The sequence below is a fragment of the Sphingobium sp. SG1 genome (genome assembly GCF_057063145.1).
Genome location: NZ_JBVVOJ010000018.1, coordinates 46721 through 62986, shown reverse-complemented (window position 1 = coordinate 62986; position 16266 = coordinate 46721). Strand labels below are relative to the sequence as shown.

15 protein-coding genes are annotated in these 16266 nt (G+C 66.4%); 4 read left to right on the top strand and 11 right to left on the bottom strand.

What is annotated here, in order from left to right:
* Positions 1-42 precede the first annotated feature (42 nt).
* The 4 genes from AC0KVN_RS23805 to AC0KVN_RS23790 form a co-directional block, all read right to left on the bottom strand.
* Positions 43-447 (bottom strand): DUF885 family protein, encoded by a 405-nt coding sequence (locus AC0KVN_RS23805; protein WP_483656419.1) that lies wholly within the window; start codon positions 445-447, stop codon positions 43-45.
* Between the two features lie 56 nt (positions 448-503).
* Positions 504-707 (bottom strand): DUF5818 domain-containing protein, encoded by a 204-nt coding sequence (locus AC0KVN_RS23800; protein WP_004211342.1) that lies wholly within the window; start codon positions 705-707, stop codon positions 504-506.
* A 5-nt stretch (positions 708-712) separates the two neighbouring features.
* Positions 713-898, bottom strand: coding sequence for a DUF1328 domain-containing protein (locus tag AC0KVN_RS23795; RefSeq protein ID WP_004211340.1), 186 nt, complete (start codon positions 896-898; stop codon positions 713-715).
* Positions 899-969: 71 nt separating this feature from the next.
* Positions 970-1968: a 2-hydroxyacid dehydrogenase gene (locus tag AC0KVN_RS23790; protein ID WP_010337376.1), complete on the bottom strand. Its 999-nt coding sequence runs from the start codon at positions 1966-1968 to the stop codon at positions 970-972.
* A 102-nt stretch (positions 1969-2070) separates the two neighbouring features.
* Here AC0KVN_RS23790 and AC0KVN_RS23785 point away from each other — a divergent pair, with 102 nt between their 5' ends.
* On the top strand, positions 2071-2568 hold the full coding sequence (locus AC0KVN_RS23785) for an SH3 domain-containing protein (RefSeq protein ID WP_435567411.1): 498 nt from the start codon (positions 2071-2073) through the stop codon (positions 2566-2568).
* 640 nt (positions 2569-3208) lie between these two features.
* Here the strand turns inward: AC0KVN_RS23785 and AC0KVN_RS23780 are convergent.
* The gene (locus AC0KVN_RS23780) at positions 3209-4273 is read right to left on the bottom strand and encodes an aldo/keto reductase (RefSeq protein WP_435567410.1); all 1065 of its coding nucleotides are present in this window, start codon (positions 4271-4273) and stop codon (positions 3209-3211) included.
* A 140-nt stretch (positions 4274-4413) separates the two neighbouring features.
* Between AC0KVN_RS23780 and AC0KVN_RS23775 the strand changes: the two genes are divergently transcribed.
* Positions 4414-5268, top strand: a complete 855-nt coding sequence (locus AC0KVN_RS23775; RefSeq protein WP_435567409.1) for a LysR family transcriptional regulator — start codon at positions 4414-4416, stop codon at positions 5266-5268.
* A gap of 97 nt (positions 5269-5365) precedes the next feature.
* Here the strand turns inward: AC0KVN_RS23775 and AC0KVN_RS23770 are convergent, their stop codons facing one another.
* The 3 genes from AC0KVN_RS23770 to AC0KVN_RS23760 are packed head-to-tail and all read right to left on the bottom strand — an operon-like array spanning position 5366 to position 9605.
* Positions 5366-6679: an amidohydrolase family protein gene (locus AC0KVN_RS23770; protein WP_483656418.1), complete on the bottom strand. Its 1314-nt coding sequence runs from the start codon at positions 6677-6679 to the stop codon at positions 5366-5368.
* Entirely contained in the window at positions 6676-8079 is a 1404-nt protein-coding gene (locus AC0KVN_RS23765) for an amidohydrolase (protein ID WP_037511271.1), read from the bottom strand. The genes AC0KVN_RS23770 and AC0KVN_RS23765 overlap by 4 nt, the downstream gene beginning before the upstream one ends.
* Positions 8076-9605, bottom strand: a complete 1530-nt coding sequence (locus AC0KVN_RS23760; RefSeq protein WP_004211330.1) for a peptide MFS transporter — start codon at positions 9603-9605, stop codon at positions 8076-8078. The genes AC0KVN_RS23765 and AC0KVN_RS23760 overlap by 4 nt, the downstream gene beginning before the upstream one ends.
* Before the next feature lie 164 nt (positions 9606-9769).
* Between AC0KVN_RS23760 and AC0KVN_RS23755 the strand changes: the two genes are divergently transcribed.
* Together AC0KVN_RS23755 and AC0KVN_RS23750 are read left to right on the top strand one after the other, a co-directional pair.
* Complete coding sequence (locus AC0KVN_RS23755) at positions 9770-10348, top strand: nitroreductase family protein (RefSeq protein ID WP_435567408.1); 579 nt, start codon at positions 9770-9772, stop codon at positions 10346-10348.
* Positions 10349-10421: 73 nt separating this feature from the next.
* The gene (locus tag AC0KVN_RS23750) at positions 10422-10766 is read left to right on the top strand and encodes a GntR family transcriptional regulator (protein ID WP_004211328.1); all 345 of its coding nucleotides are present in this window, start codon (positions 10422-10424) and stop codon (positions 10764-10766) included.
* 31 nt (positions 10767-10797) lie between these two features.
* Here AC0KVN_RS23750 and AC0KVN_RS23745 read toward each other — a convergent pair whose 3' ends face one another.
* From AC0KVN_RS23745 to prsK, 3 genes are read right to left on the bottom strand one after another with little or no spacing between them, the layout of a single operon-like run.
* Positions 10798-12813, bottom strand: coding sequence for a tetratricopeptide repeat protein (locus AC0KVN_RS23745; protein WP_483656417.1), 2016 nt, complete (start codon positions 12811-12813; stop codon positions 10798-10800).
* 3 nt (positions 12814-12816) lie between these two features.
* Positions 12817-14181, bottom strand: coding sequence for a PEP-CTERM-box response regulator transcription factor (prsR, locus tag AC0KVN_RS23740; protein WP_004211323.1), 1365 nt, complete (start codon positions 14179-14181; stop codon positions 12817-12819).
* Positions 14181-16262, bottom strand: coding sequence for an XrtA/PEP-CTERM system histidine kinase PrsK (prsK, locus tag AC0KVN_RS23735; RefSeq protein ID WP_483656416.1), 2082 nt, complete (start codon positions 16260-16262; stop codon positions 14181-14183). The genes prsR and prsK overlap by 1 nt, the downstream gene beginning before the upstream one ends.
* Positions 16263-16266: the final 4 nt, after the last annotated feature.

The window sequence follows — 16266 nt, the reverse complement described above, 5'->3', positions numbered from 1 at the left end:
TGACGCCGGATAGATGTTTGCAACTGATCCACGCAGAACGTTTCAATGCCGCTTGCAAAGGGAGAGCCGTCCATAGATATAATAGGTGGTGAAGAGCATCAGCCGTTCGGCCTGATGCTTGTCGCTGGCGATGTCGTCGCGCAGCATCCACAGCAGCACCGCGCGATTGACCTTGTCGGCGGCGTCCAGCCCTGCCTCCGGCACCGCATCCAGACGGGTGACGAAGCCCTGCTCCACCTTGATCTGAGTATCGCGTGCGGCCAGCGACAGGTCGGAAATCTGGTCGTCATAGTCGCGCACGCCGCGCGCCGTCGCTTCCACCGGATGGACCGACAGATACCATGCCCAATGATCGTCGATCACCTGGGTCAGCTGGTCATGGGGAGTCTGGGCGTGAGCCAGAGCGGGCGCCGCAACGGCGAGCATCAGGGAAATGATCTTGCGCATGGGCGCAACTGATCGCGCGGCGCAACGATTCTGGCAAGATGGCCCCAGGTGCCGGTTCAGGCGGCGGCTACGCCATCCGCTTCGACAATGTCGTCGCCGGCATAATAGCCGCGCACCCGGACCCGCTTTTCGACATGGTCGACCGGCACGCGCAGCAAAACCAGTCGCCAGGTGCCGCCGAGATCGCGCTGGAGCAGGAAGCCGGCCTCATCGCGCAGCAACCGCCCGGTTTCATCCACTCCAGCGCCAATCTCGATCATGCGTGTCAGTCTATCGCGTCCTTGATGCCCTTGCCAGCCAGAAGGCCCAGGACAAGGAAAATCAGGAACAGGGCGATGGCGATGCCGAACAGCAATTTGGCGATGCCGACAAAGGTGCCGGCGGCGCCGCCGAAGCCGAGGACGGCGAGCACGGCCGCGATCACAAGGGCAATGATGGCAAGACGAATCATGGTGGGATTCCTTCCGTTTCTCTGATGTTTCCAAACGGAGGAGGGCGCGCATTGTTCCGCGCGCGCAGCGATCAGACCCAGCCTTCGAGCACCTGGTTAGGCGGGCGATGGCCATCGGCCCAGGTGCGGATATTGGCGATGACGCGGGCGCCGGTGGCGTCGCGCCCCTCGAACGTCGCCGAGCCGACATGGGGCAGCAGGGTGACATTGGCGAGCGCCAGCAGCCGCGGATCGACCGCCGGCTCATGGGTGTAAACGTCAAGCCCGGCGCCGGCGATCCGTGCTTCGGCAAGCGCGGCGATCAGCGCCGGCTCGTCGGTGATTTCCGCGCGGGAGGTGTTGATGAGATAGGCGTCGGGCCGCATCAGGCCGATCCGCCGCGCATCGATCAGGCCACGGCTGTCGGCATTGAGCGGGCAATGAATCGACACGATGTCGCATTCGCGCAGCAGCGCGTCGAGATCGTCATGCCAGCTGGCCTCCAACTCCTGCTCCACCTCGAACGGCAGGCGATGGCGGTTATGATAGGCGATGGAGAGGCCGAACGCCTTGGCGCGGCGGGCGACGGCGCGACCGATGCGGCCCATGCCAATGATGCCCAGCTTCTTGCCGCCGATGCGGTGCCCCAGCATGCCCGACGGGCTCCAGCCATGCCACTGGCCCGAGCGCACCAGCTTCTCCCCCTCCGCCAGGCGGCGGGGCACGGAGAGGATCAGCGCCATGGTCATGTCGGCCGTGTCTTCGGTCAACACGCCGGGCGTGTTGGTGACGATCACGCCCCTGGTCCGCGCGGCGGCCAGGTCGATATGGTCGACGCCGCTGCCGAAGCTGGCGATCAGTTGCAGCCGGTCGGGCGCGCCGGCGATCAGTTCCGCGTCGATCTGGTCGCTGATGCAGGGCACCAGCACGTCGCACTGCGCCATGGCGGCGGCGAGTTCGGCTCGGTTCATGGGGATGTCGCCGGTGTTGAAGCTGGCGTCGAACAGTTCGGCCATGCGCGCCTCCACATTGGGGGGCAGGCGACGCGTCACGATGACGCGCGGCGTTGCGGGGCGCGGTTTCCTGGCCATAGCATGGCCGCTATTCCCGCCTGCCCCGCCGGTCAAGCGGATATGCGGCTGCCTGCGATTGAAAGCTTGTCGCGACCGGCCGGACAAGCGTATGGAAAGACCATGGGTGATATGGGCAAAGGGTCGGGCATGAAGCGCCTGCTGCTGGGCGCGGGCATGATCGCGGCACTGACCAATATGAGCGGCGCGGCGGCGGCCCCGGCCAAGCCGGTGCCCTATTGGGCATCACTGTCGCACGACGAGGCGCGGATGCGCGTCGGCCCCAGCCTCGATTATCCGTCCAACTGGGTCTATCAGCGCCGCGACCTGCCGGTGAAGGTGGTGCAGGTGCTGGGCCTGTGGCGCAAGGTGGAAGATCCCGACGGTGCCCAGGGCTGGATGCATGTCCGCCTGCTGAGCGATACCGCCACGGCGATCGTCACCGCGGCGCAAGCACCGATGCACGAAGGCGCGAGCGAAACCAGCCGCACTCTGTTCCGCGCCGAGAAGGGCGTGGTCGGCCGGATCGGTTCCTGCTCAAGCGGCTGGTGCGCGTTCGACGTGAAGGGCCAGAAGGGCTTCGTGAAGGCCAGCGACCTGTGGGGCGCCACCGGCGGCTGAGCCCGGCGCGGCAAAATAGGAAATGCCGCGCTTAACTTCGCATATTTCCCGCACATCCTGACATTTTCGTGCCGATGATGGAAATTATCGTGCGAGGCCCTGGACGCGCGCGGACGATGGGAAAGAGCCGGCGACGGTATAGCCGAAAGGCGGCGCTGTAGGACAGATTTGGGTGGTTATCGGACATGCCCCTCCCGCACGCGGGAGGGGCAGCGAGACTTATGTCCCGCACGCGGGAGGGGCAGCGAGACTTATGCGCGAAGCGCATTAGTCGCAGCGGGGTGGGCTTGTGCGACGTCCAGCCCCCCCCTAACCCCCTCCCGCCTGTGGGAGGGGGAACATGTCGCTGCTGGTCGAAGCCTGCCAATCTCTACGGGCGTCATCCTGACGAAAATCAGGATCCATTCTGCACTAGGCCAGATAGGGAGCGCTGAATGGATCCCGGATCAAGTCCGGAATGACGGCGATTGCAAAGGCAGCTTTTGATCAACGGCCAAAGCGGAAACCCACAGCGTCAAATGGCTTGCGGCAGATCGACACTCATTTCCTTTGGCTGATCGCACCCCTGGCTTATCTGCACGGCCGGACGGCTGCCTTGCCCGTCTCCCATCGATTGTCCCGCGGAGGACGGGCCTGAAGGTCAGGCCAGATGCGGGCCGATCAGCACTAGGTCGGCCGGCGAGAGGCGATCGGCAGCCGTATCCTGCTGATGCCAATAGGGATAGAGCAAGGGCGGACGGCTGACCTGCTCCAGCCGGGCCGCTTCTTCTGCCGTCAGTCGCAGGTCGGCCGCCTTGAGGTTGTCCGCCAGTTGCACGTCGGTGCGCGCGCCGATCACCAGGCTGGTGACGCCGGGCCGGCCAAGCAGCCAGGCAAGCGCGACCTGTGCCGGAGTGACGCCCTCGCCCCGCCCCTCGGCAATCTCCACCAGTATCTCGACAATGTCGTAGAGCGCCTCGACGTCGCGGACCGGCGGCTCGTTCCAGTTGGCCGCCTTGCGCGTGCCTTCAGGCTCGGGCTTGCCGCGGCGATATTTGCCCGACAGCAACCCGCCCGCCAGCGGCGACCAGATCACCCCGCCCACGCCCTGATCGACACCGATCGGCAGCAACTCATATTCGGCCTCGCGCGCCTGCAAGGTATAATGGATCTGTTGCGCGACCGGGCGGATCGTCCCTGTCCGTTCGGCCGCGGCGATCATCTTCATGATGTGCCAGCCGGAGAAATTGGAGACGCCCACATAGCCGATCTTGCCGCTGCGGGTGAGCATGTCGAACGCGCTCAGCATTTCCTCCACCGGGGTCATGCCGTCCCATTCATGGCACCAGTAGAGGTCGATATGGTCGGTGCGCAACCGCTTGAGGCTCGCTTCGCAGGCGCGCACGATGTGATGGCGCGACAGGCCGCGCTCATTGGGGCCCTTGGTGCCGGTGGGAAAGCGCACCTTGGTGCCCAGGATCAGCTTCTCGCGTCGTCCGCCGGCCAGCGCCTCGCCGATAATCTCTTCCGACAGGCCGGCCGAATAGATGTCGGCGGTGTCGATGCTGTTGACGCCCGCGTCGATGCACTGGTCGATCTGGCGCCGGGCACCGGCCATGTCGGTATTGCCCGTCTTGGCGAAGGCGCCGGTGCCGCCAAAGGTCATGGTGCCCAGCGTCAGCGTCGACAGCTTGAGGCCGGAGCGGCCGAGAATGCGATAGTCCATGAAGTCCTCCTTCGATGTCCGGGAGATCGGGGCAGCGTCGCCGGGGTGACGCCGCGTTGCGCATGGATATCTAGGGCTCGCGCTGCGTTCGGAAAAATGAAAAGAATGGAACGCCATTTTCGTGTAATCGGAACATTGCCATGCAGATTTCCCAACTCCGCGCCTTTTGTGCCGTGGCCGAGACCGGCTCGGTCACCGGCGCTGCCCGCATCCTCAACAAGGTGCCGTCCAGCATCACCGTGCGCATCCGTCAACTGGAGGAAGATCTGGACCGGATCCTGTTCCTGCGCGAACGCAAGCGCATGTCGCTGTCACCGGCGGGACGGCAATTGCTGGAACATGCGCAGCGCATACTGGACCTGGCCGACGGCACGCGCGCGCTGATGCGCAATGAGGGGATCAGCGGGCCGCTGCTGGTCGGCGCGCTGGATGTGGTGCTGGTCGACTATATGCCGCTGCTGATCGGCCGGATGCGGCAGCGGCATCGCGGCATTACCCTGAATGTCCGGCATCAGGCGTCGGAGGATCTGGTCGCCCATGTCGCCGACGGCAGCCTGGACATTGCGCTGACCGAAGGGCCGGTCCGGTCAAAGGCGCTGCGCAGCAAGGTCGCCTTCGTCGACGAGATGCTGCTGGTGACCGATCCGGGGCATCCCGAGATTGGCGAGCCGGGTGACCTGCAATGCGCCGAAATCTATGGCTTCCGCCACGACTGCTCCTTCCGCTTCCGCATGGATCGCTGGCTGGCGGCGGGCGGGCGCGGCGACATGCCGGTGATCGAGATCGAATCCTATCACACCATGCTTGCCTGCGTCAGCGCCGGCATGGGGGCTGCCTGGATGCTGCGATCGATCCTCAAGACGCTGCCGGGCCATCATCAGGTGAAGGCCCATTCACTGGGCGAGGCGGGACGCACCGAGATCCATTTCGTCTGGCGCGACGGCCATCTATCGCCCAACGCCGCCCTGCTGATGGAGGCCGCCGCGACGATGTGAGCGGGCCTGTCTGGACGCAACTGGAATCGCCTGCCGATGGTCAGCGGCACCCTTCACGACAGGCATGAAAAAGGGGGCCGTGGCCCCCTTCCCCATCTTACCATTCATAGGCCTTGGGCAGGCTGCCCTCGGCAGGGGTGGCGTAGCGGTCGCGCAGCTTGGTCTGGCGGTTGTCGATCGGCTGCTGAATGCCGTCGATCCACACCGCGACCGGCGCCGATTCCGTTTCCAGCGGATCGCCGTCCCAGATCACCACGTCGCCCGCCTTGCCGGCTTTCAGCGAGCCGATCCGGTCGCCCAGCCCCATCGCCTCGGCCGGGGCGGAGGTGATGCTGCGCAGCGCCTGGCCCCAGCTGAGGCCAGTGGCACCAGGCACCTTGTTGAGGGCGACCATATTGCCCGCCTGCTGGGTGGCGAGGCGCAGTTGCAGCGCTTCGTCCCGGTCCATCAGGCCCATGGCGACGGGCACGCCGGCCTTGACCATGCGGCCGACATTGCTCTGGGTCGCGGCCAGCTTCTCGAAGCTGGAGGGCAGGTCGTCGAGCCCGCCGGCGATCACCGGCACCTTGGCGGCGGCGATCTGGCTGGCGACCATCCAGCCCTCGGTCGCGCCGGCGAGGATCAGTTTCAGCGCCGGGAAGTCCTTCCGGAGCGCCAGCACGCCGAGAATGTCGCGCGCGCTTTCGACATGGATCATCAGCGGCATGGCGCCGGTGACGACCGGGACCAGCGCCTCGGCATCGACCCGGTTGAGCAGCGCGTCCTTCGACCGGCCATCATAGCTGGCCGGGGCCCTGGCATAATCCTGCGCCTCGCGCAGCATCATCTTGAAGGTGAGGTAAGCCGCCGGTCGGCTGCCGCCGGCATCCTCCGCCCCCTCTTCGCCCATCTCCACATATTGGAAGGCGCGCGCCTTGGTGATCGGGTCCATATCGGCACCCAGATCGACCACCGCGCCCTGCCCGGCAAAGATGCCGTTGCCGGTCGCGGGCACGACCACCGCGCGGGTCACGCCGGCGGTGCGGCTGATCGCGATCGGATTGGCCAGCGGGTTGATTGCCGGTGCAACATCGATCGCGGCCGAGAAAGGCGTGCGGGCGTTGATGTCGTTGGTTTCCTTGACGCCGGGCACTTCGGCCAGGCCGACGCGCGAGAAGCCCGAGACGATGCCGGGCGTCACCCATTTGCCGCTGGCGTCGATCGTCTTGGCGCCGGCCGGCACGGCGACGCCGGCCCCGGCGGCCACCACCTTGCCGGCGGAAATGACCACGGTGCCATTCTGGATCGGTTCCGACCCGTCACCGATCGCCAGGGTGGCGCCGGTGATGGCGATGGTCTGGGCCAGCGCCAAGGGCGAGGCGGCAATAGCGAGCAGCGCGGCGGCGGCGCGGATTGCGGTCTTCATCGTCATTTCACGTCTCCCGCGCCGATCTGGCCGAGTTCGAAGTCGGTTACCGGGCGCCGCTTGGGATCATTGGCGTCATAGAGCAAGGCGCCGTCGACCCAGACCTTTTCGGGCCGGGTGTAGGTGCTGAACGGATTGCCGTTCCACAGCACGACATCGGCCATCTTGCCGACCTTCAGGCTGCCGGTCTGGTCGGCGATGCCCATCGCCTTGGCCGGATTGATGGCGAGCCAGGTCCAGGCGATCTCGTCAGGGATATTGATGCCCATGCGACGGCCCGCGCCCAATGCCTTGGCCGCTTCCTGGTTCAGGCGCTGGATGCCATTCTCGTCATCGGAATGGACGATGGCGCAGGCGCCGGCCTGGTGGACGAGCGGGACATTTTCCTTGATCCCGTCATAGGCTTCCATCTTGAAGCCATACCAGTCGCCCCACATGGCGGCGCAGATGCCGTTCTCGCGCAGCAGGTCGGCGATCTTGTAGGCCTCGACCGCGTGGTGGAAGGCGGTGACCTTGTAGCCGAACTCCTTCGACATATCGATCACATTGGCCATCTCGTCGGCGCGGTAGCAATGGTTCTGGACCAGGATCTTGCCTTCCAGCGCGTCGGCCAGCGTCTCCATGCCCAGGTCACGGGTCTGGTCCTTACCGGCGGCGCGCTTCTTCTGATATTCGCGCGCCTTGATCCAGGTCTGGCGATCGACCGCCATATTGCCCATGCGGGTGCTGGGTTCGCGGCCCTTGGCGCCATAGACGCGCTTGGGATTTTCGCCACAGGCCATCTTCAGGCCATAGGGTGCGCCGGGGAATTTCATCCCCTGCATGGTGCGGGCCTGGACATTCTTCAGGATCACGCTGCGGCCGCCGAACAGATTGCCCGACCCCGGCAGGATCTGAAGCGTGGTGACGCCGCCATTGGCGAGCGCGCGACCGAAACCGGGATCCTGCGGCCAGACCGAATGTTCGGCCCAGACATGGGGCGTGACCGGCGAGGTCATTTCATTGCCGTCCGAATGCGCGTCCACGGCAGGCGAGGGATAGACGCCCAGATGGCTGTGAATGTCGATGACGCCGGGCGTCACATATTTGCCGGTGCCGTCGAACACCGCGATGTCGGCCGGGATCGGCGTGTCGGGGCCGCCGATCGAGGTGATCTTGCCACCCGACAGGAAGACGACGCCCTTGTCGATCCGTCCGCCCTCACCATCGAAGATGGTCGCGCCGCGGATCGCGGTCGCCACGCCCGGATAGGGCTTGTAGGTCGAAGGATAGGGATTGTCCGGCTCGGCCGAACTGCCCTGAGACGCCGGTGCGGGCTGATCCTTTTCCTTCTTGGCGACCGCCGGCGCGGTCATGCCGGTCGCGACCAGCGCCAGCCCCAGCAGCAGCTTGCTGCGTGCGTTCATGCCTGTTTCCCCTTTTCAGCGGCAATGAGATCGAGATGCATCATGCGTTTCACATAGGGCGAGACGAGCAGCACCAGGCCGCCGACCACCACGGAAAACCAGCCGATGCGGCTGTAGACGTCCAGCACCTGGGTCACGTCGCCCGCCTCGCCGCTGCCGGTGGCGCGCGCGATCAGGCCGGCGATGAAATTGCCCGCGGCCATCGCCAGGAACCAGGTGCCCATCACCAGCCCGACCATGTTCGACACCGACAGGCGCGTCATCGCCGACAGGCCGACCGGCGAGAAGCAGAGTTCCGCCATGGTGTGGAGCAGGTAGATGAGGAAGACGAAGATCACCGGCGTCAGCGACTGGCCGGCCATGGCCGCGCCCGCGACCAGCACCAGGAAGCCGGCGCCGCACAGGATGAGGCCGATGCCGAACTTGGCGGGCGAGGATGGCTCCAGCCGGCGCTTGTCGAGGAAGGTCCACAGCACCGCGAACAGCGGCGCGAGCAGGATGATGTAGATGGAGTTGACCGACTGGAACAACGAGGCCGGCACGTCCCAGCCCAGGATGACGCGATCGACATTGCGGTCGGTGAAGATGTTGAGCGAGGAACCGGTCTGTTCGAACAGGCCCCAGAAGAGCGGATTGAGCGCGATCAGGAAGAGCGCGGCGAACATCCGGTCGCGTTCCACCTTGGTCAGCACCGTCACCGAACGCCACAATATGTAGGCGACGGTCAGGGCGGAGAAGATCAGCAGCGTATAGCCCAGCAGTTCGGCATAGCGGATGACCATCCAGATCGCCGCCACGCCCAGCGCGGCGCTGGCATAGATGGTCCATTCCTGCGAGATCGTGCCGATCGCCGGCGCGCGCAGCTTTTCCGGCGCGGGCGGCTCGCCCTTGCCCAGCAGCCAGGGCCGCAGCCAGACGAACATGACGAGGCCGAGCAGCATGCCGACGCCGGCCGCGCCGAAGCCCCAGCTCCAGCCCCACAGTTCGCCCAGCAGGCCGCAGACGATCGGTCCGCTGGCACCGCCCAGGTTGATGCCCATGTAGAAGATGGAGAAGGCCGGGTCGCGGCGATGATCGTCACGGGCATAAAGTTCGCCCACCAGCACCGAGATATTGGCCTTCAGGAAGCCGGTGCCGACGATGATGCTGGCCAGCGCCAGATAGAAGCCGTTGAGATAGAAGCCATCCTGCCCCCCCGGCCCTTCGGTGATGGCGATCAGGAAATGGCCGATGGCGATGAACACGCCGCCCACCAGCACCGCCTTGCGCGGGCCAAGGAACCGGTCGGCCAGATAGCCGCCTATCACCGGGGTGATATAGACCAGCGAGGTATAGGCGCCGTAGAGGATATAGGCCTTGTCCTCGCCGAACAGGAAATGTTTGGTGAGGTAGAAAATCAGGATGGCACGCATGCCATAATAGGAAAAACGTTCCCACATTTCCGCGAAGAACAGCAGGAACAGGCCGCGCGGATGGCCGAGCCAGGTCTTGCCTGCCTCCGCCGGTACGGTGATTGCGGTCGCCATCGGACCCCCTTGAAATTGTCTTTTTGTGCCGGCCGGCGAGAGCGGCGGCGTTATGGCGCGGACCCTAGAGGGGAAAGGTGGGCAGAGTCAAAGCAGGGTTGAAGCGACAGGAAGTGCGCCCTTCGCCCTTGCGCCCGGCGGCAAAGCCTCCCATTTGGCAACCGATGTTCAACGACCTTTCCAGCCCCCTCACCCTGCTGCAGACCCGCCGTTCCGGCAAGCCGCGCGACCTGATCGCGCCCGGCCCGGACGATGCGCAGCTGCGCCAGATCCTCGAAGTCGCGCTCCGCACGCCCGATCATGGCAAGCTGGCGCCCTGGCGCTTCGTGATCGTGCCGCAGGACAAAAGGGAAAAGCTCGCGGAAGTGCTGGAGGCGGCCTATCGCGCCGAGAAACCCGAGGCCGGGCGGCTGGAGATCGAGGCGATGCACCAGTTCGCGCATCAGGCGCCGACATTGGTGGTGGCACTGTCCAAGCCTGTGGCGGGCAGCAAGATCCCGGTCTGGGAGCAGGAATTGTCGGCCGGCGCCGCGATCATGAACCTGCTGCACGCCACCCATGCGCTGGGCTTTGCCGGCGGCTGGCTGACCGGCTGGCCGAGCTTCAATGACGATGTGCGCGACGCCTTTGGCAGCGCGGACGAGCGGCTGGCCGGATTCGTCTTCATCGGCACGCCATCACGCGCGCTGGAAGAACGGCCCCGGCCAGATTATAACGATATCGTATCGACATGGGACAGATAATTGCCGAAAATACGGACTTTCACGTAACAAGGTCCATTGACCTGCACGGCTGTATTATGGCACTGATGCACTTATGAGCGACGAATCCAAACCCGTCTATCTCCGCCTTCGCGAGATCATTGCCGCCTCCATCCTGGATGGGGACTATCGCGATGGCGACCTCCTCCCCTCGGTCCGCGCCTTTGCCGCGCAGCAGGGCGCCAATCCGCTGACCGTGGCCAAGGCCTATCAGAGCTTTCAGGATGACGGTCTGGTCGTCGTGAAGCGCGGCGTGGGCATGTTCGTCGCCGATGGCGCGACCCGCAAGCTGCGAGAGGCGGAACGCAGCCGCTTCCTGGAAAGCGTGTGGCCGCCGGTCGCAGCGCAGATCAGGCGGCTGGGCATCCGGCTCGACGAACTGGACAGCCAGAAGGTCTGAAGAAGAGCGCCCCACGGGGCGCTTTTTTTTTTTACAAGGCAGCGAGCGCCTTCACCGCCTGCTGGCGATCGGGGAAATGGGCGGCTGCCGCGCGCGACAAAGCGCGCTTCGCCTCCGCCTTGCGCCCGGCAGCGGCATAGGCCTGCCCCAGATGCAGTTGGAAAGGCGGGTTTTGCGGCGCGAGGGCGACCGCCTTTTCCAGCAGGTCGATCGCCGCCGGCCCCTTCGCATCGGTGCGCAGCAGCACCAGGCCATAGATGTCGGCGGTGACCGGATTGGCCGGCATCAGGCGATAGGCCTGGGCCGCATAGAGGCGCGCCTTGCCGGGCGATCCCGTTTCCAGGCTCGCGCGGGCCAGATCGGCCATCAGCAACGCATCATGGCCGCCGGTCTGGGCTTCCACAGCCTGCAACAGGCGTAGCGCGCCGCGCCAGTCATGCGCCTGCATCGCCGCCCCGGCCGCCAGCCGCTGCATCTCCACGTCCATCGGATTCTGCGCCAGGAACAGGCGGACGAGTTGCAGCGCGCGGGCGGGATCGCCCGCCGCGCTCCAGGCCGCGACCAGCCGCAGCGCGGCATTGCGATCGAACCGGATATTGGCCGCCGCCTCGAAACTGCGGGCGGCATCGGCCGGCCGGCCGGCAGCGACCAGAGCATCGCCCAGCACCACATGGGCGGCCGGCGCGCCGGGATTGGCGCGCGCCAGCAGCCCGGCGCGGTCAATCGCCTCGGCCGTGCGCCCCTGCATCAGCAGCGCGCGGATATAGGGGATATTGTCGGCCGCGGTGGCGACATCGGCCGGCGGCGCCATCACGGCATTCGCCCCACCCAGCAGATCCGACGAGGGACGCACCGGCCAGGAGGCACGGGCCAGCAGCGCATCGGCCTGCACGCGATCGCCCAGTTGCTCCTGCGCGCGGGCGGCCAGCGTCAGCACATAGGGATCGGCATCATGGCGATCGACAAGGGGGGCGAGCGTCGCCGCCGTGCCGGCATAGTCGCCGGTCAGATAGGATGCGCGGGCGAGCAGCGTGCGCGCCACGCGATTGTTGGGCTGCATCGCCACCAGCGGCCCCAGCGCATCGGCCGCCAGCACGGCATTGCCATCCGACAGGTGCAGCACGCCGCGCAGCAACCGGGTCGCCGGTTCGCCATCCAGCCGGCCATCGGTGCGCGCGAGCAGGGTGCGGGCAAGATCGATCTGGCCGGCGCGGGCAGCGATCACCGCCTGAAGGAACCAGGCGCGCGGATTGCCGGGATCGAGCGCCAGGATGCGCCGGCTGACGCTGAGCGCGCGGCTCGCACGGCCGGCATCGGCCAGCGTCGCGGCATATTCGGTGAGCGGGGCAAGCGCATTGGGATGATCGTCCAGCGCGCGTTCGAACCAGGGCAGCGCCGCCACCAGCCCATATTGATCGCGGATCAGCATGCCGCGCAGGGTCAGCGCATCCGGATCGCCCGGTGCCAGCGTCAGCGCCTTGTCCGCGGCCGCAATCGCCCCGGCCTGATCGCCCAATGTCAGGCGGAACCGGCCAAGATCGACCCAGGTCCGGGCTTCGCGCGGGGCGAGATGCAGCGCATCGTCAAAGGCGCGCTGGGCGGCGTCATTGTCGCCCTTGGCCTGCCAGGCGCGGGCGGCGACGCGGGCGGCCTCGGCCGACTTGCCTTCGCCCGCCTGCACCGCGCGCAGCGCGCCATCGGCATCGCCCTGCAACAGCAGCGCCTGCGCCAGCAGCCCATTTATGTCCGCGACGCTGGCGCCCAGCCTGCGCGCGCGCAGCAGATCGGCCTGCGCCCCGGCGCCATCACCCAATTGCACCAGCGCGCGGGCATGGCCCAGCCGCGCCGGCAGCGATGCCGGATTGCCACGAATGGCGTTCATCATCTCGATCCGGGCGGTGCGCGCATCGCCGGCATCCAGCGCGGCCAGCCCACGCGCGAGCGCCGCACTGCCGTCCGCCTCATGCACGCGCCATTGCCACAGGCCGGCCAGCGCCAGCAGCAGCAGGGCAAGGCCCGCCAGCAGGATCAGGCGTGAGCGCCGCATCGATCAGCCCTGCATCTTATATTGCTTGAGCAGGTCGTAGAGGGTCGGCCGGCTGATCCCCAATATCTTGGCGGCACTGGAAATATTGCCGTCGGTGCGCGCGATCGCCCGGCGGATGGCGCGACGATCGGCCATTTCGCGGGCAGCCTTGAGATTGACGACCTCGCTGCCTTCGGCCCGATCGCCGTCGAGATCGAGATCGGCCGCCGTCACATGCTTGCCATCAGCCATGATGACCGCGCGCTTCACGCGATTTTCCAGTTCGCGCACATTGCCCGGCCAGCCCCAGGCGTCGAGTGCGGCGAGTGCATCGGGGGCGAAGCCCTTGACCTGCGGGTTCATATCTTGCGCGAAGCGGGTTAGGAAATGGCGCGCGAGCAGCGCCGGATCGCCCGGCCGGTCGCGCAGCGCGGGGATGCGGATGACGATCTCGGCCAGGCGATAATAGAGATCCTCACGGAAGCTGGCGGCGGCGATCATCGCGTCGAGATCCTGATGGGTGGCGCAGACGATACGGGTGTCGACCGCGATCGGCTGGCGCCCGCCGATCCGTTCGATCACCCGTTCCTGCAGGAAGCGCAGCAGCTTCACCTGCAGGGGCAGCGGAATGTCGCCGACCTCGTCCAGGAACAGGGTGCCGCCCTGCGCCTGCTCGATCTTGCCGGGGGTGGTCTTGACCGCGCCGGTGAAGGCGCCCTTTTCATGACCAAACAGTTCTGATTCCAGCAGGGTTTCGGGGATGGCCGCGCAATTGATCGCGACGAAGGCACCGCCGCGACGCGGGCTGGCATCATGCAGACCCTGCGCCAGCAATTCCTTGCCGGTGCCGCTGGCGCCCAGCAGCATGACCGAGACATCGGCGCTGGCGACCCGCTCGATCGTGCGGGCGACCCGCATCATCTCCGGCGCGCCGGTAATCATCCGGCCGAGCACCCTCCCGCCCTCCGGCGCGGCTTCGGCAAGGCGGGCATTTTCCTGTTCCAGCGCGTGGACATGGAAAGCGCGGCGGACGATCAGGCCCAGTTCGTCAATGTCGACCGGCTTCTGGTAGAAATCATAGGCACCGCCGGAAATGGCATTGAGCGCGCTTTCCCGCGCGCCATGGCCCGACGCCACGATCACCTTGGTATCGGGCTTGATGCGCAATATCTCCTCCAGCGTGGCAAAGCCCTCGCTGGTTCCGTCCGGGTCCGGCGGCAGGCCCAGGTCGAGCGTCACCACATCGGGCGCCTCCATCCGCAGCATCTCGATCGCTTCCAGCCGGTCGCCGGCGATGAACAGTTGATAATCCTCATAGGCCCAGCGCAATTGCCGCTGCAGGCCGGGATCATCCTCGACGATCAGCAATTTGGGGCGGGTGTCGCTCATCAGGCGGCCTTTCCTTGAACATCATCGCACGCCGGCGCGGGCGCCAGCGGCAGGCGCAGGGTGAAACGGCTCCCCACGCCGGGTTTGCTTTCCACGTCGATCCGCCCGCCCATCGCTTCGGCAAGGCTGCGCGCCTCGAAGGCGCCGAGGCCAAAGCCGCCGGCCTTGCTGGAGGAAAAGGGCTTGAACAGATCGCGGCGAATGAATTCGGCGGTCATGCCGCAGCCCTGATCGACCACGGCCAATGTCGCCTGACCGTGCGCGCTGCCCAGATGCAGTTCGACCGGGCGATCGGCATCGCTGGCGTCGATCGCATTTTGCAGCAGATGGACCAATATCTGCTCGACCCGCGCCGGATCGGCGAGCGCGACCGGCACGTCACCGCTGACGGTGATGGCGCGCTGGCGGGCGCGGCTGCGCACGACCTGATCGACCAGCGGCCCCAGCGCCACCGGGCGCGGCTCTTCGGGCCGGCCCTTGTTATGCTGCGACAGGCGGGCCAGCATGTCGTTCATCTTGCCCACCGACTCCTTGAGCGTCAGCAGCATGTCGGCGCGGAAATCGGGATTGTCGGCGTGCCGCTCTGCATTGCGCGAGAGCAGGGACAATTGGCTGACCAGATTCTTGATGTCATGCGCGATGAAGGCGAAGCGGCGGTTGAACTCGTCGAAGCGCTGGGCGTCGTCGAGCGCCTGCTGCCCCTGCGCCTCGCTGATATGGGTCGCCGCCTGGCGCCCGGCGGCGCTCAGCATGTCGAAATCCTCCCAGTCGAGGCGGCGGTCGATCGGCGGCGGCGCAAGCAGGATCGCGCCGATCAGACGGCCATAATGGAGCAGCGGCACCAGCGCCCAGACATGGGCATCCTCGATCAGCCAAGGCGGCAGGTCGAAGGTGGCGTCGCCATCGCGGATGCGACCGACATCGACGATCCAGCCGCTTCCTTCCCAGCTTTCCAGCTGATCGAGCGGCAGGGACAGGCCGGCAATCGGCTCCTGCGGCCAGTTCCATTGCGCCTCGAACGCCAGCCGACCATCATCGGTGCGCAGCAGCAGCAGGGCGGCGGGGGAATCGGTGATATCGGCGACCGCCTTTGCCACCCGCTCGCCCAGCGGCGGGGCATTTTCGCCCGGCCGGCCGATGGTTTCGCCAAAGCGCATCCATTCGGTGCGATAATCGTAGCGATGCTGGAAGAAATGCTTGGCGACCTGCACCTTCCACAGCGCGCGCATCTGTGGCGAGGGCAGCAGGACGAGCGCGGTCACCGCGACAAAGAAGACTGCGCCAATCTCCACCACCCGCGCATAGGGGCCGGCGATCATTTCGATCAGCACCGCCGCCGCGGTCAGCACCACGACATAGAGGCCGACCGCGACCAGCGAGAGCGACTGGAAGGCGATGGTGCGCGACAATTGCAGCCGCCCGGCCATTTCCTTGCGCATGCCGATCGCGATGACCGGCGCCAGAAGCGCCATCAGCGGCCCGCGCAGCGCGTATAGCTCGTTGACCCGATCCATCGCGAAATAGCCGATGACATAGAGATTGAGGTCATAAGTCCACATCGCCGCCAGCGCGCCGAGCAGCAGCGATACCCGACCGCGATCGCGCGAGGGCCAGGCGGTGTAAAGATGATGGACCAGCAGCAGGCAGCCGATCGCCGTCATCATCCGCAGCACCAGCGACACTGCCACCAGCATCTGATGCAGATCGCTGCGGACCGGCAATTGCCGCCAGGTGAGATCGGTCGAGGTCTGGAGGAAGATGAGGCCGGCAACGGCGAGATAGACGAGACCGACAGCGACCAGCGCGCCGCCGCGCGAGGCCGGGCCGCGCCGCAGCATGACGAACAGCAGCATCAGCCAGGCCGCGTTGCGGACGCTTTCCCCGATGCCCGACAGCGGCTTGTCGACGCCGCCGAACGAGACATAGAGCGCCCAGCAGGAGGTCAGCAGCAGCGCGCTGGCGAGCATGCGCGGTTCGGCCGCATCGTCCCGGCGCCGCAGGATGAAGATGCCAAGCGCGGCGAACAGGACCGCGGCCAGTGCATGGCCCCAGTCGCCGATGAATTGCAGCAGCGCGCTCATCGCC